Below are 24,164 nucleotides of genomic sequence, written 5' to 3' on the forward strand. Positions count from 1 at the left end.
GATGCCGCTGCCCGAGAGACCACCGGTAAGCCGTGTGCGGGAAATCCGCACGCACGGTTTGAACGGGAGTCTTGCCAGAACCATGCGCGGATGGTCGCGCAGAACAAGGTAGGATTTACCAATGCGCTTCCCTTCCCGCTCCTTCCGCCATACCCCCCGAACGCTCTTCGTCGGCCTCACGGCCCTTGTTTTGCTCGCCGCCGGTTGCAGTGACGACCCCGCTTCGAACTGCGGCGTCGCGGGGTGTGGCGAGGGCGGGACCGGCGGCGCGGGAGGCGCGGGCGGCATGGGCGGCATGGGCGGGATGGGGCCGACGGGGGACATCACGGCGAACGTCGTCCGGTACGACTACACGTTCGACCTCGTCACGGCCGAGGCGCAGTCCAAGCTCGCGCTCGACGTCGCGGAGCCCGGCGGAGATTGCTACAGCGTATCGTGCGAAGCCTCCTCGCTCACGGACGTCACGTGGAACGAAGGGCCCGCGGCCTCGGCCGATTTTGCGAACAATGCGCTGAAGACGTGCGGCCCGGGGGTGCCCGCGGGCCCCACGCTCACGGTCGGGGCGCGCACGACGGTTTCGAACGATACGTACTGGGGCCTCGACGTCGGGTTCTCGCGCAAAAAGGACCTCGCGGGCGGCGACTTTTCGTATCTGCTCTCGTGGGTCGGCGGCTGTGATCGATTCGGCCCGTGCGACGACGATCCCTCGCGCATGAGCGATTTCCATTTCGAGGTCACGCATCCGGCGGGCGCGGTCGTGCTTTGCCCGGGGACGCTCACGGCGGGGGACACGAAGACCACGTGCGACGTCACGAATGCGCCGACGTACTCGGCGTTCGCGATCGCCGCCGATCCGCTCTGGGAGCGCGCGCCCTACGGCAGCTTCGCGGGCGTCGATCTCGTGTTTTACGAGGTCCCGCTCGGCACCCTCGCCGCGTCGCTCGACAAGGCGAGCGTCGGCGCGTTCATGGACTGGATCACCGCGCTGCTCGGGCCGTTCCCGTATGGCAAGGAGCTGCGCATCGCGGGCGGGCCGACGGCGTGGCTCGGCTTCGAGCACCCGGCGAACATCATCCTGCACCAGCAGCTCGACAAATTGCAGACCGATTATGCCGACGCCATGATGCACGTGCTCATGCACGAGATCGTCCACCAATGGGCCGGCGATCACACGACCCTCGCGTCCGCGGCCGATTTCGTCTGGAAGGAGGCGACGGCCGAATACCTCGGCTACGTCTTCGAGGATCTCGCGCGCCCCGAGGGCGAGGCCGCGGCGACGCGCGCCTACTGGGACGGCGTCTCGCCGCTCTCCAAGCATTGGCCCCGCCCGATGGACGAGCCCGCGCCCGAGGTGCAGGACTTCTACGGGGACGTGTATGGCCCCGGGCCGATGGTGCTTTATCTCCAGCTCGAACCGCTCATCGGCAGGGACGCCGTCCTCGCGGGCATCGCGGATTTCCTCTCGAAATCGGGCGGCCGCAGCGTGACGGAGCTGAAGGAGGCGCTCGAAGCGGCGTCCGGGCAGGACCTCGACGCCTATTTCGACGCGTGGGTCTTCGGCAAGGGCGCGCCGGTCTGGCCGACGTTTGCCGTCTCGGCGACGCAGCTCGACGGCCAGGCGACGATCACGGTCACGCAGCAAAACCCGAACGGAAAACTCTTCCCCTGCGTCGTCGAGGTCGAGATCAAGGGCGCCACGGAGACCGCGCGCGTCGGCGTCGATTTTGGCCTCGCGCCGCAGGATGCGACGGCCACGATGCAGATCCCGTTCTCCGAGGCCGTCGCGACCGTCACGCTCGATCCGGATCACCGCCTCATCGGCACGAAGGCCGGCGCGCAGCCGATCACCGCCGCTCGGCCGGTCTGGATTTTCTGATTCTCCCCGCTTGACGCCCTTTGCGGCAAGTGCCCGCGAGCCCTGACGACGGCGCTTGCCGGGCGTCCGTTGGCATCATCCTGGCAATCGCTCCGTGGCGAGGGGCCTGTTTGCCTGGGGCGCGCAAAACGCGCTCCCTCGGCAGGTCCCTTGGAGGGCTATGGTCAGGTCGAAAGGCACGGGGTTCGGTCGACTCGCGGCATTTGCACTTCTCCCGCTCTCCGGTGTGGCACTCGCGGATACGGTCTCGCTCCTGGCGCAGCGAGACGGGCCCGACGGAGGGGCCGAGGCTCCACAACCGCCGAACGGACCCAGCGTTTCGTCGGTATGGGCTTACGACGAGCTTTTCACGTTTCCCCTGGAGAACGGCTGCTGGTACAGCGCGAGCATTCGGGGCACGGTACGCCCGATCGTCGCGGGCCGCGACGCGGGGCAAAAGGTCGAGCCCGATCTCGCGGTCACGGCCCTGCTCTCCTGCCAGGGCGCGGCGACCGTCAAGGTCTCCGAGCGCGTCGCGGGCACGGGCCCGATCACGCAGGCGCAGGTGGAACACCTGCTCGAATGGCGCGCCAGCATCCTGACCGACGAGGCCGGGAGGAAATGCTCGTACGTGCCGGAGATCGATCTCGTGGGCGATGGGCTCGTGGGTGCGGGCGTCAGCTACCTTTGCCCGAGGCCGTGATACGCCCCGTCACCCCTTCACGCCCCCCGCCGTCAGGCCTGCGACGAGGTGGCGCTGCGCCACATAAAAGAGCGCCATCACGGGCAGCGACACGACGAGCGCGCCCGCGGCGAACTTCTCCCATTGCGCGTCATATTCACCGATGAACCGCTGCAGCATCACGGGCAGCGTGAACATCTCTTCTTTGTCGAGCAAGGTCGCCGCGAGGATGAACTCGTTGTAGGCGCCCATGAACGCGAAGAGCGCAGTCACGGCGATCGCGGGGCGGGCGGCGGGGAGCACGACGCGGACGAAGGCGGAGAACCGCGTGGCGCCGTCGACCATCGCGGCCTCTTCGAGGTCGACCGGGATCGCCTCGAACGCCGCGCGGAGCTGGAAGATCGAGAAGGGGACGCTCGTCGAGGCATAACAGACGACGAGGCCCGTGCGCGAGTTCAGGAGGCCGAGGTAATTCAGGATCATGTAGAGCGGGATCGCGCTCGCCACGGCCGGGAACATCTGCGTGGCGAGCAGCGCCCGCATGCCGGACTCCTTGCCGGCGAAGCGGAACCGCGCGAGCGCGTACGCCGTCGGAATGGCGATGAGCACGCCGACGAGCGCCGTCGAGAGCGAGACGACGAGCGAATTCGCGAGCTGGCGGCCGAAGAGCCAGACCTCGGCCCCGTCGACCTTGCGCGACGCGCCGACGACGGCCGAGAGGTGCGCGAGCGTCGGCGCCTCCGGGACGGGGATCACGCGGGGCGAGGGCGTTTGCGTGCCCGAAAACGCGAGCGCGACGACCCAGAGGACCGGATAGAGCGCGAACGCCACCGCGATCACGAGGATCACGTGGCACGCGGCCGATTCGAGGAGCGAAGGCTTTTTGTTCACGCCGCACCTCCCGCCGCCTTCGCGATCGCCGCCGCCGAGGCCGCCTTTTCGCGCGCCTCGCGCCGCTCCGCGAACCAATCGGAGAGCCGCGTCCGACCGAAGAGCAAGAGGAAGATCAGCACGGCGTACGCCGCGGCGTACCCGTATTGCGCATTGCGGGTGAAGGCCCAGCGATAGGCCTCGGTGACGAGGATCTCCGTCGTCCCGTCGGGCTCGCCGCCCGAGACGAGGAAGACGACGTTGAACATGTTGAACGTCCAGACCGCGCCCATGGTCACGGCGGGCAGGAGGCTCGGCCGGATCATCGGCAGCGTGACGAGCCAGAGCCTTTGCCAGCGGCTCGCGCCGTCGACCTTCGCCGCTTCGAGCACGTCGTCGGGCACCGCCGTGAGCGCGCCGATCGTCACGACCATCATGAAGGGAAAGCCGAGCCAGACGTTCGTCGCCACGTTCGCCGCGAATGCGGTGGAGAAGCGGGCGAACCAGGAGATCGGTTCGAGGCTCGTGCCGAAGGTGTTGTTGAGGGCGTGGATGAGCCCCGTCACGGCCCCGAATTGCCGGTGGAACATGCCTTTCCACGCGAGCGCGGTCACGTAGCTCGGCACGGCCCAGGGGATGATCAGGAGCACGCGGTAGAGCGCGCGCAGCCGCAGCAGCGGCCGGGAGAGCAGGAGCGCGAGCGCGACGCCGAGCGCGACGTGGAAAAACACATTGATCACGGTCCAGAGGACGGTGACCAAGAGGACCACGTAAAACGATCCCGTCGAGAGGAGCGACCCGCCGCGCGCCGTGAGGATCTGGACGAAGTTCTCGAGGCCGACGTAATTGTGCCAGCCGACCTCTTTGAGGTTCTGGATCGATCCGCCGAGCAGCGACGTGAGCGCGCCGAGCACGAGCGGCAAGATCACGAGCACGCCGACCGCGATCACGGCATGCGTGACGTACGCATACGCGGGCAGCGAGCGCTTCACGTGTTTTCGGAATTCCGGGTCCTTCGCGCGCCGGACGAGCGAGAGCGCGCCGAGCAAAAGCAATGCGCCGAAGACGACGAGCCCGGGTGTGCGTGAGGCGGGCGGGGGCGACGGGCGGCGCACGTCGTCGAAGCGACGCTTGGCCTCGGAGAGCGCGGGGGAGGGGAGCGCGTCGCGGCGGAGGACCTTGCGAATGGCGCGGTCCGAAGGCTCCCACACGGCGTTCATCGCGAGCGACGAGGGCATCGCAACCGTGGACTTGGCTTGCTCGGCGAAGGCGGCGAGGAACGCGTCTTCCGGCGGCAAGGGGACGTCGATGCGCGCGGGCAAGGTGCGCGCTCGTTCAAGGCGGATCCTCGTCGCCTCGGGGCTCGCGAGCAGGCGCGCGAGCGCGCGGACCTCGGGGCGCGTCGCGCCTTTCGGCGTGAGCATGACGGCCTCGACGCCGAGATAAGGCAGGATCGGCTTTCCAGCGGCGCGAACGAGCGGCAGCGGGGCCACGCGGTAATGGAGCGAGGGCGCTTCCGCGAGGCTCGTCGCGAGCCACGGGCCGTCGATGGCGAACGCGGCCTTGCCGGAGCGGAAGAGGTTCGTGACGACCGAGACGTCGGTGTCTTCGGCGACGACCTTCTGGGCGCGCAGATCGAGGACGAAATCGAGCGATTTTTCCGCGGCGGGCCCCACGAACCCGAATTGATCCCCCGGCGTCAGCATGAGCCCGCCGAACGCGTGGACGAACCCGGCGTGGTAATACGTCGACTGCGAGTTGTACGCGAGGGGAACGACCCCGGCCGGGAGGGTCTTTCCGATCGCGGCGATCGATTCGAGGTCGGCCGGGAGGTCCTTGACGAGGTCCGTGTTCACGTAAAGAGCGACGCTCTTCTGCGTGATCGGGACGCCATAAGGCTCGCCGTGGAGCGAGACGGCGGCGAGCGTGGGGCCGGCGAACGCGTCGCGGTCGAGCGCGTCGCCGACGGGCGCGACGACCTTGCGGCCATCGTAATCGCCGAGCTTGTCGTGCGCGTCGAGGAAGAGGTCCGGCCCTTCGCCGAACTGCACGGCGGCGGAGACCTTCGATTTGAAGGCGTCCGAGGGCAACGCGAGCAACTCCACGCGTTCGCCCGGGAAGCGCGCGACGATCTCTTCGAGCGCTTTTTGCTCGTCGCCGCGCTGCGCGTGCCAGAGCCGGATCGGCTCGGCCTGGGCCGCGCGCGAGAAAAAGACGACCACGAAGAGCGCAAAAAACACCCCGAAGGCGGGGAAGCGTCGCCGCTGCGTCGATTTCAAGCGTTCACCTCGCGCGGAGCGACGTCCCCGTCGCCGCGTCGAACAGGTGGATCGAGCGGAACACGATGGCGAGCGTCTCGCCTTTTTTGATGCTCCGGCGGGCCTCGACGCGGGCAATGAACGGCGCGCCCGCGATCTCGCCGTGCGCATATGTCTCCGGGCCGAGCGCCTCGACGACCGAGACCACGAGCTTCGTCGTCTCCCCGCCGCCCTCGGCGAGCGCCACTTCGTGCGGCCGCACGCCGAGCGTGACCTTTCGCCCCGGTTCGAGACCGCCCGCGAACGTGGCCTCGTCGACCGGCACGACGAGGTTTTGCGCGCGAAACACCCAGGCTGACCCCGCGCGTTCGAGCGTCCCGTCGACGAAGTTCATCGCGGGGCTGCCGAGGAAGGCCGCCACGAACTTCGTCGCCGGTTTGTCGAAGATTTCCAATGGCGCGCCGGATTGCTCGACCTGGCCCTTGTTCAGCACGAAGATCACGTCGGCCAGCGTCATCGCCTCGACCTGGTCGTGCGTGACGTAGACGCTCGTCGCGCCGAGCTCGTCGTGCAGCTTCCGGATGTCGACGCGGACCTGCGCGCGGAGGGCCGCGTCGAGGTTCGAGAGCGGCTCGTCGTACAGATAGAGATCCGCCTTGCGGACGATCGCGCGCCCCATGGCCACGCGTTGCCGCTGCCCGCCCGAGAGCTGCTTTGGCAATCGATCGAGCAGCGCCGCGAGCCCGAGCATGTCGGAGGCGCGCTTGACCTGCTTTTCGATCTCCGCCGCGTCGGTCTTGCGGAGCTTCAGCCCGAACGCGAGGTTCTCCCGCACAGTGAGGTGCGGATAGAGCGCGTACGATTGAAACACCATTGCGATGTTCCGGTCGCGGGGTTCGAGCCGCGTCACGTCACGATCGCCGAGCTCGATCTTGCCGGTGTCGGCCTCTTCGAGCCCGGCGAGCAGGCGCAGGAGCGTCGATTTCCCGCACCCGCTCGGGCCGACGAGGACGGCGAAATGGCCCTCGGGCACGCGGACGTCCACGCCCTTGAGCACCTCGGTTTGTCCGAACTTCTTCTTGAGGGCCGTGACCGTGACCGACGCCATCGGGAAGCTCCGGGGCTAGCGCTGGGATTCGGGGACGAGGACGGCGCCGCTCGAAGGCGGCAGCTTGACCGAGAGGCGGCCGTCGTTCGTGACGGTGTAGGTGGGTCCGCCGTCATTGAGGACGTCGACGAGCACCGTGCCGGGCGCGGCGCCGACCTGCATGGGCTGGCCGCCGAACTCGGGCGCGCCTTCCTTTTCGATGTTCGCGTTGATCACGACGATCGCATAGGAGTCGCCCGCGTCACCGCCCGTGCGCTCGAACGCGAAGACGTTCGCGTCGGAGTCATTCGGGCCCGTCCGATCGCTCGCCCAGAGGATCTGGAGGTCCCCCTTGTTCAAGGCGGGGTACTTGCGGCGCAGCTCCGAGAGGCGGCGAATCCACTGGAACGTAGGCACTGCCCTGTCGTAGCCCGACGTCCAGAGGTCCTCGCGATTGCCGGGGTCGTTGCCGCCCTGGAAGTCCTGCTCGGTGCCGTAATAGACGCAGGGAATGCCCTCCTCCGTGAAGAGGAAGAGCAGCGCGTTGTGCAGCATCTTCCGGCGCGTCTCGAGCGCGAGCGGCGTGCCGAAGATCGGATCCTCGGGGTACATGCCCGCGCCCGTGAAGAGGAAGCGGGGCACGTCGTGGTTGTCGAGGAAGTTCACGAGCAGCTTTTGCGGGGAGATGCCCTGGCCCGCCGCGTTCACCGCGCCGCCCTGGGCCGGCGTCACGCCGTAATTGACGGTCCGCTCGGTCCAGAGCTTCTGGATGTTCGAGGTCGGCCCGCGGTAACGGAACACGTCGCGGATGACCTGGAACTGCTGCGGGAAGTAAAACACGCTGTCGAGCATGTCCGCCGTCAGCGGGACGCCGTCCGTCACGCACTGGTTGTCCTTCGCCAGCTCGTCGGCCGGCGGCGGGGCGTCGTTTCCGTTTTTCGTGAACGAACCGACGAGCTGATCCCGGCCGTCGAAGGCCTCGCCGAACATGAAGAAGTTCGTCTTGCCCTTCGCCGCGAGGCGCTGCCGGACCTTCTGCGTGAAATGCCGCCAGAAGCCGTTCTCGACGTGCTTGACCGTGTCGATGCGGAAGCCGTCGATGTCCGTGAGCTCGATCCAGCGCGTGTAGGCGTCGACCATCGCGTCGCGGATCGGGCAGAGCTCCGTGTTGACGTCCTTCAAGCCGCCCGGGAAGTCGCCGCGCAGGAGCTGATCCGGGTCGTCGAAATTGTACGTGCGGCCCTTGCGGTTGTAGGCGAGCGGGTTTTGCAGGATCTCCGGGAACGGCGGCATGTGGTTCGACGCCGGGTCGTGCGCGAAGATGACAGGCGCGAGGCCCGATTCCCCGAGGGAGGTCTCCGCCTGCACGCCGCGGACGTCGTAGGTCGGGTCGTACTCGTTCTCCTTGAAGACGTCCGGCGTGCCGGGCACGGATTGGTTGAGCGGGTCGTCCGCCTGCCCATTGCCGTTGATGTCGTAGAAGAAGAGCTGCCCCATGTGGTTCGTGACGATGTCGAGGATGACCTTGATGTTGCGGGCATGCGCCGCCTTCACGAGGCTCTGGAGCGCCGCGAGGTCACCAAATTGCGGGGCGGGCTGGGTGAGGTCCTGCGCCCAGTAGCCGTGGTACGCGTCGAATCCGGCGTCCGTGTAGACGTTCTTCACGACGGGCGAGATCCACAGCGTCGTGACGCCGAGCTCGTCGAGGTAATCGAGCCGCTGCTCGACCCCTTTCCAATCGCCGCCGTGCCACTTGCCGGGCGCCGACGGGTAGATGGAGAAGTTGTTTCCCCAGTCGCCGTCGGCGAAACGATCGATGAGGATCTGGTAGATGATCTCCTCGCGCCAGTCGACGACGTTCGTCTTGAGCTCGACCTCCGGCGGATCCTCGAACTCCATGCAGCCGGTCTGTGTGATACCGGAGACGACGAGGCCGAGGACCACGGCCGATGAACGCGCTCGATTCATGAGGCTCCTTCGATTCGCTTTCATGTCATCCACCGTAGGTCGTCTGCGCGTTGAACCACCACTCGACCCCGACGCCGAAGAAATGCTCCCATTGCCGGATGCTGAAGACGTCGTCCTTCGGGTACATCGAGCGCGCCCCCTCGTCGCGATGCGTGAGGAGGTAAATGAGCCGGAGCTGCGGGCGGCTGTAGCTGCCCTTGCCCGCAGGATTCAGGAAAGGCACGAGGCCGATGCGGAAGAGGCCGCCCATGACCGGATCCGCGGAGGGCGCCGGAATGGGCTGGCCCGGCTCCGCCTGGGGCTGGGACCGCACGCCGCGCTGCTGCGCCTGGTAGGAGAGCTCCGTCGCGATGCCGCCCCACTCCGTGAGGAAGAAATGGGGCCGGGCCATGAGGATGCCCTCGTCGACGTCGTTGAAATCGAGGGCCGGGCTCGCGTCGCGGAAGCTCCGGAAATACGCGGCCGCCATGAGCCCGAGCGGCCCCGTCTCCCAGTTGCCGCTGAGCGTGATCCAGAGCTCACGCGCGCCCGCCGAGGTGCGGTCCGGCGCGAGCTGGAACGGCGTGCCGAACTCGCCGTACGCCGCGGCGCCGCCCGCATACCGGAGGAACAGATTCACGTGGGAAGCGTCGCGCCCCGTGAACGCGCCGACTTGCGCGCCGATCACGTACCCGAAATCGGCCGGCAACGTATCGTACGTGCCCTTCACCTCGGTCTCGCGCTGGCCCGAGGGGATGTCGTGAAGCTCGCCGTAGACGACCGCCTTCACGCCGCCCGTCTGCCCGACGTTGACGATGTGGCTCGCCTTCAAGCTCGTGATGAACTTTTGCCGGTCGAGGATATTTACGTTGGTCGCGCCGACCTGGTTCAAGGCCGGCGTGCGCGCCACGGTTTGACGGAAGAACCCTGTGTTCGGCTGGTTCAGGCCGGCGTGCCAGGCGACGAAGGTGCGGCCATTGGCGAAGTCGTAGCGCAGGCCGCCGCCCACCGTGTTCAAGTTGTCGAGGGGCCAGAAATCGAGCAGGTACGAGTCGTCGCCGCGGTACATGCGCGAGCCGACCCAGGCCGAGAGGCCCTTCGTCACGACGTTGTTCGCCTGGAGGAACAGGTTCCGGACGGCCATGCGGACATTGAAATCCGCATTGTAATGGAACAGCGGCGCGGACGTGCCGAGCGTGATCACGGCGCGTGTGGTCGTGCCCGTGGCTTTCCAGTAATCCTGGCGCTGGACGTCGATCTCGACGTACGGCGATTCATCGAGGCGCGAGCCGCGCGCGACGATGTCGGCGTCCCGGCCGGCGCGCTTTCGGAAATCGGTGGCCGCTCCGACGCGGCCGTACGTGCCCAGGAAAAACCCGGACTCCGGCGGCGGGGGATCGGCTTTCGGGGCCTCGGCCGCAGGGGGCGCCTCCGCCTTGGGCGCGGCCGGCTTCACGTCGCCCGCATCGGGGCGCTTTGGTGCTTGGCCGTCGTTCGCGGGGGGCGGATCTGCCGGCTTGCTCGCCTCGCCCGGCGGCGGCGCGGGCGGCGCGTCGGCCAGCGGCGGCGCGCCTTCGGACGCGGGGGGCTTTGGTTCGGCGGTGGGCTCGGTTTGCGCTGCCGCGAGAGACGGGGAGGCACAGAGCGCCGCGGCGAGGAGGGCCAGCGGGACGCCGTGGATACGGCTCCTTCGCGGCCCGAATTCGGGTCCGGATCGTCGCACGTCGGGCACGGTACACCAAGGTGCGGCCCCGCGTGAAGATTGCATCGGTCGAGACGCACGGAGTCGGCGGCGCCGTCAAACCCGGACCTTCCGCGGCAGGATGCTGCGGACCCATCCGAGCCCACGGGTGATGCCATCGAATGCGAGGGCGATCACGATGCCATCGTAGGGTACGCGATACCGTACGTCTCCAAAGTAAAGCATCGCGACCAGCACGAGCGCGAGGAGGTGCGCGGAGAGCAGCGCATGCCGCGCGAGGTGGCGCCGGAACGAGGCGGCGAAGGCGACGAGCATGGGCGGCAGGAGCAGGACGTTGTGCAGATCGATCGCGCGCCGCATGGGGCGGCGATACGTGTCCGTGCCGGAGTCGGGCCAGACGATATTGTAACCCCACAACATGATGACGTGGCTGAGCGCGTAACGCGCCTGCCGGACGAGACCCGTCGCCGCGACGCACTTGCGCGCGAGCGCGTAAAACGGGTCCGCATTCCACATCGTGCCCTGGACGGTGAGCTTTGGGCCGAGCGCGGCATCGAGCCGGACGAACGCATCGGGATATTTCTTGTCGCGATAGGCGAGGTAGCCCATCGGCGGAGGCCCGAACGAGGAGACGTAGCCGCGGGTGCGCGCCTCGATGTCGACGGCGTGGCAGCGGCCGAAGGCGTAATTGAGGGGGCCGTTCGCGCTGATGAGGCCGGCGCGCCCCATGTGGTGGTGAAACCGCGCGGCGGAGACGGCGAGCACGAGGACGACGGGCACGAGCGCGCGCGCGAAGTGCGCGAGGCGGATGCGCGGGAGGGCGCGGCGGCGCGCGAGCCAGACGAGGAAAACCAAGGCGAGCGAGAGCAGGATCTGCGGGCGGAGCGTGGCGCCGAGCGCGACGGCCGTGCCGAAGAAAAAGGCCTCCCGCGCGCGCCCCGTATCCGCGAGGCGGAGCGAAAAGAGCGCGGCGGCGGTGACGCACACCGTGAAGGGCAGCTCGCTCAGGAAGTATCCGCCGAGCGAGATCCACGGATAATAAAAACAAGCGAGGAGCGCGGCGATCCGCGGCGCGATCCGGCCGCGGACGATCCGCTCGCAGAGGAGCGAGACGAGCGGCACGAGCGAGGCGCCGAGCAGCGCGTAGACGACGGCCGGCGCGGCATGGTTTTCCCGGCCAAACACGGCGCGGACGAGCGCGAAGAGGACATGGGTGCCGTAGGGGAAGAGGACGGCGGAGGGCTCTTTGCGGAGCGGGGCGTCGAGCAGCGCGGTGGAGCGCTCGAAGTAGCCCGCCATGTCGGAGTAGAGGTGCTCTTCGGGCGGGTGGACGACGAGGTTCCACACGAGCCGGAGCGCGAGCGCGAGGAGCGTGACGGCGACGAGGAACGGGCGGCGCGGCGGCCGGAGGGTCATCGACGCGAGGCGCGGAACGCTTCGGCGAAGCGGGCGGCGAGGTCGTGATCGATCGGAGCGCCGGCGCGGCCGCCTGCGCGGAGCGCGGAGCCGACGATGATGCCGTGGGCTTTTCGGACCGCGGCGAGGTTGTCGATCGTGACGCCGCTCGCGACGTAGACGGGGACGGAGACGGCGCGGACGACGGCGTGGAGATCGGCCTCGGAGGCGGCGCGCCCCGTGCCGCTGCCCGTGACGAGCAGGGCGTCGGCGAGGCCGCGCTCGGCGAGGTCGTGCGCTTCTTCCTCGATGGGCCGCGGCGCGAGGGGCGCGGAGTGCTTGACGTCGACGTCGCAGAAGATGCGCACGCGATCGGCGGCGAGCGCGCGGCGCGTGCGCAGCGTCTGGTGCGCGGCGCCTTGCACGAGGCCCTGATCGGTGACGCGCGCGCCGGTGTGCACGTTGACGCGGATCATGTCGGCGTGCGTGGCGACGGCCACGGCGAGCGCGGCGTCGGCGTCGTTGCGCAGGATGTTCACGCCGAGGAAGAGTCCCTTGCTGCCCTCGCGCGCGGCGCGCGCGCAGGTGGTCATGCACGCGATCGTGATCGGCGGGACGGGGCCGGGGAAGAAGGGCGCGTCGCCGAAGTTCTCGATGACGATGCCGTCGTAGCCCGCCGCCACGAGCAGCTCCGCCTCGCGAAAGGCGCGCTCTGCGGCGGGGCCGAGATCCCCGGTGGATCGAGGGCTGCCGGGCAGGGGCGGGAGGTGAATGACGCCGAGAAGGCTGGGGAGGAAGACGCTCGTCACGCGGAGACCCTTACCACGTGGTTCATGAAGATCGTTTCTTCGCGGTGAACTGGTTGTAGGTCATGCGGATCGTCTCCTTGTGACCGCGGTTCAGGTAGGGATCGGCGTCGAGCGCCGCGAGGAAATCCCCACCGCTGTTCGTCGCAGCGGCCGGCGCGGGCGGGGGCGTCTTCGCCGCATCTTCGCGGGCTTTTCCAAGCTCGGCTTCGAGGGCCGTGGCCTTTGCCTGGGCTTCCTTGGCCGCCGCCTCGCGCTCGCGCAGCTTCGCCTCGATCTCCGCGAGTTGTTTCTTCGCGGCGGCGGCCCCCTCGTCGGCGGCCTTCTTCTGCCGCTCCACATCGGCGACCTTCTTCGCGGCGGCCGTTGCGTCGGCGCGCGCGGCGGTTTCGGCCTTCGCGAGCTCGCTGAGCCTCAGCTCGCTGGAGGCCGCTGCGCTGCGACCTTCCTCGGCGGCGCGGGCGAGCTCGGCGATGGTCTTCTGCGCGACGTCGTTCTCGATGGCCTTCGCGTCGAGCGCGCGGTTCGCCTCTTCCTGCGCCTTTTGCGCCGCGTTCCGCTCCTCTGCGAGTCGCGCCACGTCGGCCTCGATCGCTTCGAGCTTCCGCTTCGCCTCCGCGGCCACCTCGGCTTCTTTTTGCGCGTCGGCGGCCTCCTTCTTCGCGAGCTCGGCTTCCTTCTTCGCGGCCTCGGCCTCCTTCTCGGCGGCGGCGCGCTGGGACTTCAGGTGGACGAGCTCGCTCGTCGCGCGTTCGCGCTCTTTGCGTTCGTCGAGGAGCTGGCGCTGCGCGGTCTTCAGGCGCGCGGCGGTTTGTCGCCGGAGCAGCGAGAGCATCACGCAGAGGCCGAGGGCGATGATGGTGAGCCAGTAGAGCGAGGACTGCGGCATCGAGCTTGGGGACTACGGTAACGGAAACGGCGCTTCGTTTCATCTCCCCCGGATGGGATCGGGGCGCCTCGATCCTGTGGGAAAATTCCCGAAGACGGACTAGGCTCCGCCGCCATGTGGTGGCTGTGGATCGTCGCGCCGATCGCCGCGGGGCTCATTTTCGTGCTCACGGGGCAGGTCGACAAGCGAGCACTTTCGGCAATCGAAGCGTGGCGTGACGCGTTCGGCGCGCGGCGGGCCGGGGGCAAGGCCCGGGCGAAGGCGGCGGGCACGAAAAAGAAGAAAGCCAAGGACACGCGCCCGAAGCGCATCGCGGGCCTCGCGACCCCGCTCGGGCGGGTGGCGGAGCTCGCGGGCGGCGGGAAGCTGCTCGGCGATTACGAGCTCGTGCCGAAGGTGGCCTACGCGCGGTTCGTCCTGGGAGACGTCGCGGGCAGCAGCGATCACCAGACGGTGGTCGTGGCGATGGAGGAGGCGGGCCCTGCGTTCACCGCGCGTCCGCTGCCCTTCGTCGACGGCAAACCCGCGCCGAACACGGGCATCCAGTTCCGCAAGCACCCGGAGTTCATGGATGTGTACCTCGTCGAGGGATCGACGTCGCTGGCGAAGGCGATCGGCAAGTGGCTGACGCGCCCGCTGCGCGAGCTTCTGTGCGAGTCGGGCGAGGTGTGGGTGCGCGTGGAGGACAAGGCCCTGGCGCTGACGATCTACGGGCCGGTGCGCGAGGAGAAGATCGCGGCGCTGCTGGAGATCGCCGACCTGTTCGTCGCGGAGCACGGCGCGGAGGGCGGGCCGTCGCTCTTCGGGGAGGACGAGGAGACGCGCGCGGCGCGGTTCGCCGAGGACGCCGAGGACGAGGACGACGAAGAGGACGAGGACGAAGGGGACGAGGACGAAGGGGACGAGGGCGACGAAGAAGACGAGCCCGCGAAGCCTGCGGCGAAGGCGCCGGCGAAGCCTGCGGCGAAGTCCCCGAAGCCGACGAAGGGTTGAGGGGCCGGCGCCTAGATCCGATCCGGGGGGGTTGTCAAGGCTGGGCGGGGAGGGGCGCGTCCTCGGACGGGGCCGGGCTTTGCGACGCGGCGCGCGCGCGATCGGCGCTCAGCTTGTCGATGTAGGAGAAGATCGAGGCCTCGTGGCGGGCGGACAGGGGAGAGCCTTCCTCTTCCAGCTCGTCGCGGAGCGCGTCGCGAAAGCGGCCGAGGAGGCCGAGGGTCGAGGCGCGAAGCGGGCCGGTGCTGGCCGCATTCTCGCTACCCGCGAGAAGCCTCGCGCGTTCGCGGAGGAGCGAATCGATGGCGTCGCCCGCGGCGACGAAGTCGTGGACCCACGCGAGGAGATGGCCGCCACCGGGTGTGGCGATGGTGAGCAGGTCGGAAGCGAGGCCGTCGAGTTCTTTTCGCGCATCGAGCGCCGCGGCGGCCTCGTCCGCGTAAGGACGGCGGAGGACGGCGAGCTGAGGGACGAAGGTCTCGCGAATGCGCTTGGCGGCGTCTTTCTTGGACGGCGCGAGCGTGGGGTGCGCCTCGACGGCGAGGCAGACGTAATGAATGGCGGTGCCAAACCCGTCGTGGCGCTCGTCCGTGGATGCGAGCTCGGCGGCGAGGGGCGCTTGCTTCAGTGCGGGATCGGGGATGGCCTCGATTTCTTTTTGCCTCTTGCGGAGGCGTGGCTCGTAGAGCTTGCCGGTGTTCGAAAGGCGCAATTCGTCGACGCGGGTATCCAGGAGATCACGGAGCGAGAGTCGTAGGTCATCGAGGGTCATGTTCCGCATGGGTATGCCTGCCTTGTAAGTTGACGGCGAGGATTGAGACGAACGGGGGGGCAGGGAACGTCAATGGCAGGGTGGGGAAGCAAGAACTTGACGGGTCGGGGGGGGGGCGCGTAAGGTAAGACACGAATGCGGGCGAATGCGGAAGGGGACGAAGCAGCGGAGGGCGGCGGTCGTGCTCCTGGGCGCGCTCGGGGCCCCTGGTGGTTCACGGGTGTGTGATTCAGCCAGCCGAGGGGCCGCGCGAAGCGGGGGTCACCTCCGAGACGGCGAGAGTTCGTGCACAGCTTTGAGATCGCTGCTCGCGGGGAGCGTGAACCGAGATCGAAACCCATCATCGCGTCGCGCCGCAAGCCATTGCAACGCATGATGAGCGCCGACTTTGCCACTCAATAAGGCGCCATAGAGATAGGCGTATTCGTCCCCCAAGGACGTCGCGAAGCTGATGGGGTCATCGGTGTTGATGGAGAGCTGAACTGGCTGTTCGTCGTGGCGCGATCCGCCTGGGATGGGCTGAAATCGAAATGCCGGATGTGAATCGACGCTCCCCATGTCGTTGATCAGGAGGTTGCTCGTCGGATTGGCCTCGATGGTCATCTCTCGGCGAGCGATCTCGACTCGCAGCCTGTGGCCCACGAGCCGGAGCATTCGCAGTTCACCATCGCTCATCCGAACCTCGACGAGATCCTGCCCGCGTGCGAACATCGGCGCGTCCGTCAGGTATCGATGCACGAGCTTTTCGATGTCATCTTCCGGGACGCGTCCATGCACAAATGGATAGCCGAGGCGCCGCAAGACTGCGCTCTCGTGGAGGCTGCGGCGTGCGAGCCCGAGATGGTCGAGGTCCTGGCAAGCTCCGAACATGCGCTTGGTCAAGTCGAGCGCCTCGGCGCGCACCTGTTCGACGCGGCCAGCGTCCGCGGGCAGTTCGCCCGACTTGTACCAGTCGAGCTCCCACAAGAGATCGAGGAGCCGCTCCTCGACGGGCTGCACGGTCACCGGATGCTCCCGGGCCCAGCGCTCGGGGTCGACGCCCGCGGCGAGCCCATGGCCGATGCGATCACCTGCTTCGAGGAGGCCGAATTCCAGGAGCTCATGCATTCGACGAAGGCCCTCGGCGAGGCGACGAAAATCCTCCCCCGCGTGATACGTGGCGCCCAGCGGTTTGACCTTCCAGTGCGGATGCGTGCGCGCGAGCCTCGCGCCGGCTCGATGCGCCGCTCGTCTGACTCTCTCGAAGGGAAGGACGAATGCCCACGTCGGCACAGACAGCTCATCCGATGCGACGTCAATGCCGCGCAAGACGAGCAACAGCTCTGGTTGATGGGTGAGCGCTACAGCTATGGCGGCAGCCTCTTCCATGCACCCGAACGAGAATGCACCGAAGCGACACCCGTGGCCACGCTGGCGAGGGTCGGCGTTGAGCCTTTTCTTCCCGGCGTGCTTTCGAGAGTCTTTCTTCAGGAAATGCAGCACAAGGCCTACTTCGGGACGGGCCTTGTCGTCCACGGAGGGGACGCATGCTTCGCGGACGAGGTCACGCACCTTTGCCCACGAGCGCTCAGGAGATGTGCGCATTTCAATGGCGGCGAGACCAACGCCTCGACGTGCGCTGTGAACGGCCACATCGAAGCCGGCTCCGTCGATGCAGGAGCGTAGTGGCGAGATACGCTCGTAGTGCTGCTGAAACCAGCCGAGCCCCGCGGTGCCCGGTTCGACGGAGAGGTGGCGGAAGGTGAGCGCGCGTATTCGCTGGTATTGCCAGAAGGCGCGCGCGAAGGGCCTGTCTTTCCGCCCCTCGTGGAGCAGGTATGCCAGGCCGCGCCGTGACAAGCGCGTCTCGGTCGTGGCCACGTCATGACTTCCACCGAGCCATTCCGTGAGCGGATCGGCTTCGAGCACGTCGGCCATCGTCTTGGCCGAGCGTGGGGCCTTCGGACCGAGGAGGCGGCGATGCGCTGAGGCGAGGAGTGCAGCCGGCGGCGCGTCTCCGCCGAAGACCACCATGCGAAGGGCCAGGACGCACACACGCACGAAATCGTCTTCGCCCGCGGGCCAGGCAGCGAGCGGGGCGATGCACCTCCGGAGCGGACCTTCGGGATCGTCGATGAAGCTCTGGAACGACGACACGCGTCCGATGCGATCACGACGCCACAAGAAGCCAGCAAGAAAGAGGCGTGTCATGGCGGCAGCCTGGAGCATCCTGTGGAAGGAATGGGGCGAGCCGAAGGGTGGGGTACCGCCGCGGCCGAGCTTTTCGGTATCGAGCGGATGATAGGGCAGGCGGCTCATCAATCCGATCCAGAGGAGCTGAAACGAAGAGGCCGCGCCTACGTGCAAATGGGTCTCGGCGACGTCCTTTTCGAGTCGGCTCGCGAGGTGCGGGGTCAAGAGATCCGCGTAATCGACGGCCGGGTCGGTCCGCATGTCGACCGAGCACGCGGCGACGAGGAGATCTGGGGGCAGGAGCAGGGAGAGCCAGCGGAAATGCGCGAGCGGCTCCTCGATGGTGGGGCTCGTGCGCAGGGCGATGTGGCCTCCACGTTGCGTCAAAGAACGCTTGGCGAGGCGGAGGAGGTAGTCGGCCATGTCGACGGGCCCGGGGGTCTCGTCGAACCAGGCGAGGTCACGGATTTGCCGGAGGGATTCGAGGGAATGGCCGCGCGAGCGGGGGCGGATCCAGTCTTTCAGGGCATCTGCTAGCTTTTGGGTCGGAGCATCGAGCAGGTGCTCGTCGTTTTTTCCGAGGGAGAGGAGGAGCTGGCGATGGGATGCCTCGGAGGCCAAAGGGAAGGCCTCGCAGGCGGCGCGGAGGTAGGCGACATCGACGGGACCCGGCATGGCTCAGGGCGTCTTGTTTCGGAGGGGCTCCTCGATGGCGGTTATCCACGGATGCGTGGGGAACCCTTCGTCAATCGTCTGAAGAAAAGCGTCGCGACGCGGTGCGGGGACGTTGAGGTATGTCAGTCGTTCCCGGCGCAGCTTGGCGAGCTCTTCGCGACGCTGCGTGAGGTCGGGGATCGTCTGCAAGATGATCGCTGCGACGGGTTGGCTCAAGCCGGACTCGGGGGCCGCGAGTAGGCCGATGTGATCGAGAAAATCGTAGAACGCACGGCGGTGAGCGTTCGGCGGGTTGGGTTGGGAGCGTCTTTGGCTGAAGCAGTATTTGAGACTATTCTCCCATTGCGTCACTTCCGAAGCAATGGCAAAATTGATGTGCCCAAGATCGCATCTGTGTCCGCTAAAATGTTCGATCGTCGTGACGTACCAGTACGCGGCCGAGTCGCCGAAGACCTCCCTGCTGCTACCGGCCTCTGCTGCTTCATCGGCGAGCTTATCGATGGCCGGTACGACCTTTTCATTCCACGCGTGTAGCAGTCGTTCCCAATCGAGGAACCTCGGCCACACGGCAGCGGGCCATGGGTATCGCTCGATATCAGAATAGACGCCGCCCGCGAGCGGCCAGAAGGCGGGCAGCGGCGCTAGGTCGCGCTTGCTCAGATCGCTCTCGATGTCCCAAACCATGCGAAAGAGGGCATGGAGGTACGGGGCGGTTTTTTTGTCCTTCGACCATGCGAGCTCCCCGCGCGAGAGCCCAAGTGCCATCTTGTCCGTGCTGCCCGAATCCAAGCGCAAGTTTCCCGTCGACACCCGCTGGAGGGCAGGACGACCCAGCTCCTTGAACGCCTTGTTGATATCGAGCTCCAGCCGCCCGCGATAGAGAACCGCCTCTTGCAACGCAGCAGGCGCATCCCTCGTCGCGATTCGCCAGAGCCTCTCGATCGCGATGTCGCCCGCAGCCCCTTGCTGCCTGGCCAAGGCTTCGAGCGCGTTGTGCATTCGCTCGAGCATGTCGACCGGAGCACTTCGCAGCTCCGCTATGCGTGTCGGCGTCAGGTAGGACGTCAGCGTTCCGGCCGACCGATCACCGGGCACTGAGATTCTATCCATCCGCCTCAGGAGCGCACGGAACGTCGTATCAGGATCGCGCTCGATCAATGCGTGCCACGTATGGTTTGGCGATTTCGCCCGAATTTCGCGAAGATCTTGCACGAGCTGGTTCTTAGCCTCCGCGTCCAGATCGAACTGGTCAACATCTCCCCAGGGAAGCACTCCACCCCGTGCCGCCAGTATCCGCGCCCGACGCCGCTCCATCAGTTGCACGCGAACCAGCTTCCACTCGTCCTCTGAAAACAGCGCGAACAATGCCTCCAACCATGCATTGGCATTCTCTGCATCAAGGCCCGATTCAGGCGCGGCGAGCAGCGGTGCGTCCAGGCTCGCCCATGTCTTCAGGGCAGGATCGGCGTCCCGGTTGTCCCATATTGCTTGCAACCGTTCCGCGCGGCTACGCCACGGGTCATCGTCCTCTTTAGGTTCACCCCCGAGTACCGCGTCGAGATAAGCTCTCGCGAGGTCCCCGACGGTTTCCTGTTTCGTCTTCGCGAGCGTCTCCAGCCGTTTCGACCAGCGCTTGCTAAAAGCAATATAATCCGCAAACCTCGGCCATACGGGCGTGGGCCACGAGATCCAGGAAAATTCCTCCCCCATGCGCGCCATGACGACGGCGAATTCGTTCGTCTCGATTGAGGGCGCGACGAGCGAGCGTACGTGACGATTCCTGGAATCCCGCCCATAATCGAGCAAAGGAAGCAGGCATGCCGCAAGAGCCTCGGGCAGGGCCGCCCCTTTGGAATCATAGACCCCCAGGTGCCATTGGTCGGCCACCTCCACGCGCGTCTCGCCCGATGCGCCGAACGAACGCAGTGTCGTCGAGAAACGGAACTTGTTCTCAGAATTGATACGAACGACGACCCGACGCTCATCGTCCTCCGTCACCCAATCCTCGAGTGCTAACGCTGGCCAGGCGACATCAAGCCCATACTTCCAAAGATAGTGCAGCACCCGCGCTTCGACGACGCCCTCCTCGACCCCCTTGCCTCGGATGTCGATCCCGGGAACCCAAAGCGCGAAATCCTGCAAAGGCCGGAGCCGCTCGGGCAACGCCACCTTCAGCGTCGCATATTGCGCGAAGAGCTCCCGTGCCCGCGAAATGCGCCTCTGCTCCTCCGGCTTCGTCTTCGCGGAGAACCATCGGTCGAGCAACGTATAGCGCTCATCGGATCGTAGAGCCTTGAGTTCCAGGCGATGCAGCGGCGGCACCACCTTGTCATAGATGTTGCGCGGTAATGAGCGAACCAGGGGCTCCGCCGAAGAGACGGCCCCCTTCCCTGAGACCGCTAGCTCTTTTTCCACCTGTACGTGGAGGGCGGCCCGGAACAATTCCGTATCTCCTGTCAACAAGAACGCCACGCGCGGATGCCAGAGCGTACGCACGACATCCACGAGCTCCGCCGCCTTCGGCACGTTCATATCCGCATCGTCGATGCCCATCACGAAGAGCGGCGGCCCGCCTCGATGCCAGCGCGTCTGCCGGTACTCCTCGACGAGCGCATCCATGAAGCGCCGAAAGCACGAGACCACATCGAGCCGCTGCTCCTCGGCCTGCTCGAGCTCCACAGCATACGTCTCCGGATCCGCGTGTGCTCGCCGCCCCTTCAGCGATCCATCCCAGCCCGCCGCCGCGGCCTGCAAGAACCGCCGCCATTCCGTCGCGCTCTTCGAGCCCTCCGGCTCCGCTCCATGCCAAGGCGTCCGTGAACCCCCTTGGCCCGTCGCGCTCTCGATCACCTGCACGATTCGCTTGAATCGCGTCACCAGATATAAAAGCAAGTTGGTAGCGCGCGGCAACGGCTGCAAATCGAGCAACCCCACTGGGACGACCTGGCCAAGCGGCTCGAGCGCGTTCTGAAGCTCTTTGTCCGGCTCTGCCGGCTTGTCACCTCGTTCTGCCTCGCGCCGAACACCAAAGCTCCACACATGCATGTGCGTGACAAGCAACGCCGTCTTCCCCGAGCCTCGCCCGCCATCCAGCAAAATGACGTGATTGAGACGTTTCTCGTCAATGAGCGGCAAAAAGACATCGACGTGCGCGTCGCCTTTCTGAGGCGGCAAGGGCTGCTCCGCGAGAACCCGGACGAGCTTGCCAACCCGCTTGGTCGCATCCTGCTGCTCCGTCGTCATATCCTTCCAGGTAAGCGGTCGGGCTTCAGGACGAGGTTCGAGCGCGTCGATGTTCTCTGGAGACATCATCCAGCGCACAGTAAGCGCCAAGCCCAAGCCTGGTCAATGATCAACCCGACCAAGCTATCCCAGCTTCGCTGGTCGCTCCCGCTCACATCTCCGCAGCGCACTTCCTGCACCTCGCGAACAAGGCGCCTTTTCGGACGCGATCCATCGCCGGCGAGCCCCCCGCCCAGATCGGACCTCGCCGGTGCCTCGTCCGCGAGACCCGGCTCCAGATCGGACTTCGTCGGGTGCCTCGTCCGCGAGACCCGGCTCCAGATCGGACCTCGCCGGTTGCCTCGTCCGCGAGACCCCCGCCCAGATCGGACCTCCCCGGGGCCTCGTCGACCAGGCACCCGACGAGGTCCGATCTCCTCCGGGGTCTCGTCGTCGAGGGATCCGGGTGAACTTACGTTGTCGTTGCGTGTAGGTGCGGAGGGAGAGGTACGGGGTTGATGAGGGGCCTTGCCTTCGGCTGGGTGCGGGACTGCACCTTCCTGCGTGGCGCGGTTGGGCCGTCAGGATTTACGATGAGCGTCTCCATGGCAGTGCCCCCTTCCCGGACGGTCGATTTCTTTCAAGCGCTGGCCCGCGCGCGCGACCTCCTGCCAGAGGCACGAGCCATTCTCGACGAGAGGGCTCTCGTGCGTCCCGACTTGATGACAGAAGCATTGCAGGTGTATGGCACTACGCTCGCGTGGGCGGCCTTCGATCCCGACGATGTCTCGCACCTCGAACGGCTGATCAAGGCGATCGCCGGGGACGTCTATGTCGTCGGTCATTTCGGGGTTCCTGCTCATTTGCAGGTGATTCACGTTCGATATGAGGAAGCGGATGGTGTTCAGCTCGACGTCGATCTTGGTCTCGACGTCATGCTGATTGGAGTCACCGTTCCAACGATCGGCCTCATTCATCACGACGGACTGTCCGCCGTCGTGACCGACCTCCCAGCCCGCGGGTCACCAGAAGAAGCGCGAGAGCTCGAACGACATTTGGTGGAGCAAGCCGAGCGACGACGGAGCGAAGCGCTGGCGTGCCTGCCACAGGCCGTGCGGGAGGGCATGTTGGCGATTCTCGAAGGGCAGAAGAGCATCGCTGCCATCAAGTATCTTCGAGAACAACTCGGGTGTTCGCTGTCGACCGCGAACGACATCGTCGACGCCGTTCAGCCATGGTGGCCTCGCGGTCGTGGTTCGGCGTGAAGCCGCCTCAGAAAATCCCGTGCCCCGGCGTGAGCACGTAGTCGGGATCGTATTCGTCCTTCGCAGCCACGAAATCGCACCACGCGTCGCCGAAGTGGTCCTGCCAGTCGGCCTGCGTGACGTCGAGCGAGCCGATCGGGTACCGCTTTCCTCCGAGCAGCACGAGCTCGTCGTAGAGGGCGCGGTTTTGCGCGACGAGAGCCGCGACGGCCGAAGGCACCGGCGGGGCGAAGCGCAGCAGGCTGAACAGAAACACGTGTTCGCTGTCAGGCAACGCGAGGAAGGGCGTCGTCACCTTGTCCCTCCGGAAGGCATAAAAGAGGATCGGACCCCCGCCCATCGTCGAAGCATCCTCCTCGGCGAGCCTGCCCTCGACGAACGCCGCCGCATCCGGGCCCGGCACGAAGACGTCGATCCACGGGTGCGGCAATGCCCAGGCGCCGACCGATTGCAAGAACGCCACGGTGGCCGCGATGCGGTTCGCGAAATCGAAATACGTGACGTCGCTCGTGACGACCGTGCCCGGGACGAAGGAGAGCCCCGCGAGCATGGCGCTGTCGTTCGGCGGCGCGCCCGGCGTGAAGTATTTCGTCGCTTCGAGCTTGTAGATGGGGGGGGCCGCGGGCTGGAGCTCCGCCATTCCTTCGAGGTAATCGAAGCGCTGGTCGTCCGCGAGCGCCATTTGATCCGCCGCGAAGACGGCAGCGTCCGTGTAGGTGGCCGTGTAGACGCGCGCCATCGGGGCGACGTCGACGAGGCGGATCCGCGCCCGCACGATGATCCCGAACTGCCCGAGCCCGCTTCGCACCGCGTGGAAGAGGTCCGCGCGTTTCGTGGGGGAGCACTTGACCCGCTTGCCTTCCCCGGTGACGACCTCCAATTCGAGCACGTTGTCGACCTGAAGCCCGTGCCGGGACACCTGACCGCCGATCCCTCCCATCGACAGCGTGCCGCCCACGCTGAGCTCGATGTAATCGGTGAGCGTGGGCGGGCTCTTGCCGAGCGGCACGGTGACGGCGAGAATCTCGCTCCACCGCACGCCCGCATCGACGAGCACGCCATGCGCGTCGATTTCGTGGATCTCCGCGAGCGCCCGCATGTCGATGATCACGCCCACGTCGAGCTGCGCCTGGCCGTACGTGCTGTGGCTCTCGCCGAGCCCCCGCGAGCCGGCGACCGCGATCCCGAACTTGCGGGCGAACTTCACGATGGTGACGATGTCGTCCACCGAGCCCGGGACGAGCACGGCGCTCGGCGTCTTGCTGATGATGTGACCAAAATCGTCGGCGGCCTGGGTTCGCGTCGCTGCGTCGAAGAGGAGCGCGCCGTCGAGCTTGGGGATCTTCACCTTTCCCGGCCCATGATGCGAGGCCCAGGCTTTCGTGGTGGGATCGAATGCGACGATGGCCGCAGCGGCCACGACGGTCTTCAGGAAACGACGGCGCGCAAGGGAATCGGGCATGAAAGGCTCCTCCTGTTCGGCACCGGGTGCAGGTGTGGGGCCAGGGCCATGCGTGGACCTGGCCCGATCGGATCGCAATCGGGACATTCGAGCCGTGGACGAGGGTGAATGT

The 24,164-nt window shown here is 66.9% G+C and carries 17 protein-coding genes; 5 read left to right on the forward strand and 12 right to left on the reverse strand.

Annotation, left to right across the window (positions count from 1 at the left end):
* Nucleotides 1-121 precede the first annotated feature (121 nt).
* Complete coding sequence (locus tag E8A74_RS31725; protein ID WP_136932857.1) at nt 122-1,876, forward strand: M1 family metallopeptidase; 1,755 nt, start codon at nt 122-124, stop codon at nt 1,874-1,876.
* Between the two features lie 160 nt (nt 1,877-2,036).
* Nucleotides 2,037-2,558 carry a hypothetical protein gene (locus E8A74_RS31730; protein ID WP_136932858.1) on the forward strand — a complete coding sequence of 174 codons (522 nt, stop codon included), beginning with the start codon at nt 2,037-2,039 and terminating at the stop codon, nt 2,556-2,558.
* A gap of 9 nt (nt 2,559-2,567) precedes the next feature.
* On the opposite strand, the gene E8A74_RS31735 is transcribed toward E8A74_RS31730, so the two are convergent.
* The 8 genes from E8A74_RS31735 to E8A74_RS31770 form a co-directional block, all read right to left on the reverse strand.
* Nucleotides 2,568-3,428 carry a sugar ABC transporter permease gene (locus E8A74_RS31735; RefSeq protein WP_136932859.1) on the reverse strand — a complete coding sequence of 287 codons (861 nt, stop codon included), beginning with the start codon at nt 3,426-3,428 and terminating at the stop codon, nt 2,568-2,570.
* Nucleotides 3,425-5,686 carry an extracellular solute-binding protein gene (locus tag E8A74_RS31740; RefSeq protein ID WP_136932860.1) on the reverse strand — a complete coding sequence of 754 codons (2,262 nt, stop codon included), beginning with the start codon at nt 5,684-5,686 and terminating at the stop codon, nt 3,425-3,427. Before E8A74_RS31740 ends, E8A74_RS31735 begins: the two co-directional genes overlap by 4 nt.
* Before the next feature lie 4 nt (nt 5,687-5,690).
* Entirely contained in the window at nt 5,691-6,773 is a 1,083-nt protein-coding gene (locus tag E8A74_RS31745) for an ABC transporter ATP-binding protein (RefSeq protein WP_136932861.1), read from the reverse strand.
* A gap of 15 nt (nt 6,774-6,788) precedes the next feature.
* Entirely contained in the window at nt 6,789-8,720 is a 1,932-nt protein-coding gene (locus tag E8A74_RS31750) for an alpha-amylase family glycosyl hydrolase (RefSeq protein WP_232379839.1), read from the reverse strand.
* A 25-nt stretch (nt 8,721-8,745) separates the two neighbouring features.
* Complete coding sequence (locus E8A74_RS31755; RefSeq protein ID WP_136932863.1) at nt 8,746-10,422, reverse strand: carbohydrate porin; 1,677 nt, start codon at nt 10,420-10,422, stop codon at nt 8,746-8,748.
* 75 nt (nt 10,423-10,497) lie between these two features.
* A complete protein-coding gene (locus E8A74_RS31760; RefSeq protein WP_136932864.1) occupies nt 10,498-11,817 on the reverse strand; it encodes a hypothetical protein in 1,320 nt (439 codons plus the stop codon).
* Complete coding sequence (locus E8A74_RS31765; RefSeq protein WP_136932865.1) at nt 11,814-12,605, reverse strand: BtpA family protein; 792 nt, start codon at nt 12,603-12,605, stop codon at nt 11,814-11,816. The genes E8A74_RS31760 and E8A74_RS31765 overlap by 4 nt, the downstream gene beginning before the upstream one ends.
* A gap of 22 nt (nt 12,606-12,627) precedes the next feature.
* Entirely contained in the window at nt 12,628-13,491 is an 864-nt protein-coding gene (locus E8A74_RS31770) for a coiled-coil domain-containing protein (protein WP_136932866.1), read from the reverse strand.
* 114 nt (nt 13,492-13,605) lie between these two features.
* Here E8A74_RS31770 and E8A74_RS31775 point away from each other — a divergent pair, with 114 nt between their 5' ends.
* Entirely contained in the window at nt 13,606-14,484 is an 879-nt protein-coding gene (locus E8A74_RS31775; protein WP_136932867.1) for a hypothetical protein, read from the forward strand.
* Between the two features lie 34 nt (nt 14,485-14,518).
* On the opposite strand, the gene E8A74_RS31780 is transcribed toward E8A74_RS31775, so the two are convergent.
* Together E8A74_RS31780 and E8A74_RS52940 are read right to left on the reverse strand one after the other, a co-directional pair.
* Nucleotides 14,519-15,256 carry a hypothetical protein gene (locus E8A74_RS31780; RefSeq protein WP_136932868.1) on the reverse strand — a complete coding sequence of 246 codons (738 nt, stop codon included), beginning with the start codon at nt 15,254-15,256 and terminating at the stop codon, nt 14,519-14,521.
* 261 nt (nt 15,257-15,517) lie between these two features.
* The gene (locus E8A74_RS52940; RefSeq protein ID WP_170229526.1) at nt 15,518-17,173 is read right to left on the reverse strand and encodes a hypothetical protein; all 1,656 of its coding nucleotides are present in this window, start codon (nt 17,171-17,173) and stop codon (nt 15,518-15,520) included.
* A gap of 303 nt (nt 17,174-17,476) precedes the next feature.
* Here E8A74_RS52940 and E8A74_RS52945 point away from each other — a divergent pair, with 303 nt between their 5' ends.
* A complete protein-coding gene (locus tag E8A74_RS52945; protein ID WP_170229527.1) occupies nt 17,477-17,965 on the forward strand; it encodes a hypothetical protein in 489 nt (162 codons plus the stop codon).
* A gap of 141 nt (nt 17,966-18,106) precedes the next feature.
* Here E8A74_RS52945 and E8A74_RS31790 read toward each other — a convergent pair whose 3' ends face one another.
* Complete coding sequence (locus E8A74_RS31790) at nt 18,107-21,346, reverse strand: hypothetical protein (protein ID WP_170229528.1); 3,240 nt, start codon at nt 21,344-21,346, stop codon at nt 18,107-18,109.
* Between the two features lie 572 nt (nt 21,347-21,918).
* Here E8A74_RS31790 and E8A74_RS31795 point away from each other — a divergent pair.
* Nucleotides 21,919-22,590, forward strand: a complete 672-nt coding sequence (locus E8A74_RS31795; RefSeq protein ID WP_136932871.1) for a hypothetical protein — start codon at nt 21,919-21,921, stop codon at nt 22,588-22,590.
* A gap of 7 nt (nt 22,591-22,597) precedes the next feature.
* On the opposite strand, the gene E8A74_RS31800 is transcribed toward E8A74_RS31795, so the two are convergent.
* Nucleotides 22,598-24,052: an FAD-binding protein gene (locus E8A74_RS31800; RefSeq protein WP_136932872.1), complete on the reverse strand. Its 1,455-nt coding sequence runs from the start codon at nt 24,050-24,052 to the stop codon at nt 22,598-22,600.
* Between the last annotated feature and the right edge of the window lie 112 nt (nt 24,053-24,164).

The organism is Polyangium fumosum (assembly GCF_005144585.1).
GTDB lineage: Bacteria > Myxococcota_A > Polyangia > Polyangiales > Polyangiaceae > Polyangium > Polyangium fumosum.

What these genes read in the sequence shown, in the direction of transcription:
- E8A74_RS31725 (WP_136932857.1), top strand. Translation starts at nt 122, where the DNA reads ATGCGCTTCCCTTCCCGCTCCTTCCGCCATACCCCCCGAACGCTCTTC.
- E8A74_RS31730 (WP_136932858.1), top strand. Translation starts at nt 2,037, where the DNA reads ATGGTCAGGTCGAAAGGCACGGGGTTCGGTCGACTCGCGGCATTTGCA.
- E8A74_RS31745 (WP_136932861.1), bottom strand. Translation starts at nt 6,773, where the DNA reads ATGGCGTCGGTCACGGTCACGGCCCTCAAGAAGAAGTTCGGACAAACC.
- E8A74_RS31750 (WP_232379839.1), bottom strand. Translation starts at nt 8,720, where the DNA reads ATGAATCGAGCGCGTTCATCGGCCGTGGTCCTCGGCCTCGTCGTCTCC.
- E8A74_RS31760 (WP_136932864.1), bottom strand. Translation starts at nt 11,817, where the DNA reads ATGACCCTCCGGCCGCCGCGCCGCCCGTTCCTCGTCGCCGTCACGCTC.
- E8A74_RS31770 (WP_136932866.1), bottom strand. Translation starts at nt 13,491, where the DNA reads ATGCCGCAGTCCTCGCTCTACTGGCTCACCATCATCGCCCTCGGCCTC.
- E8A74_RS31775 (WP_136932867.1), top strand. Translation starts at nt 13,606, where the DNA reads ATGTGGTGGCTGTGGATCGTCGCGCCGATCGCCGCGGGGCTCATTTTC.
- E8A74_RS31780 (WP_136932868.1), bottom strand. Translation starts at nt 15,256, where the DNA reads ATGACCCTCGATGACCTACGACTCTCGCTCCGTGATCTCCTGGATACC.
- E8A74_RS52940 (WP_170229526.1), bottom strand. Translation starts at nt 17,173, where the DNA reads ATGGCCGACGTGCTCGAAGCCGATCCGCTCACGGAATGGCTCGGTGGA.
- E8A74_RS52945 (WP_170229527.1), top strand. Translation starts at nt 17,477, where the DNA reads ATGGGGCGAGCCGAAGGGTGGGGTACCGCCGCGGCCGAGCTTTTCGGT.
- E8A74_RS31790 (WP_170229528.1), bottom strand. Translation starts at nt 21,346, where the DNA reads ATGACGACGGAGCAGCAGGATGCGACCAAGCGGGTTGGCAAGCTCGTC.
- E8A74_RS31795 (WP_136932871.1), top strand. Translation starts at nt 21,919, where the DNA reads ATGAGCGTCTCCATGGCAGTGCCCCCTTCCCGGACGGTCGATTTCTTT.
- E8A74_RS31800 (WP_136932872.1), bottom strand. Translation starts at nt 24,052, where the DNA reads ATGCCCGATTCCCTTGCGCGCCGTCGTTTCCTGAAGACCGTCGTGGCC.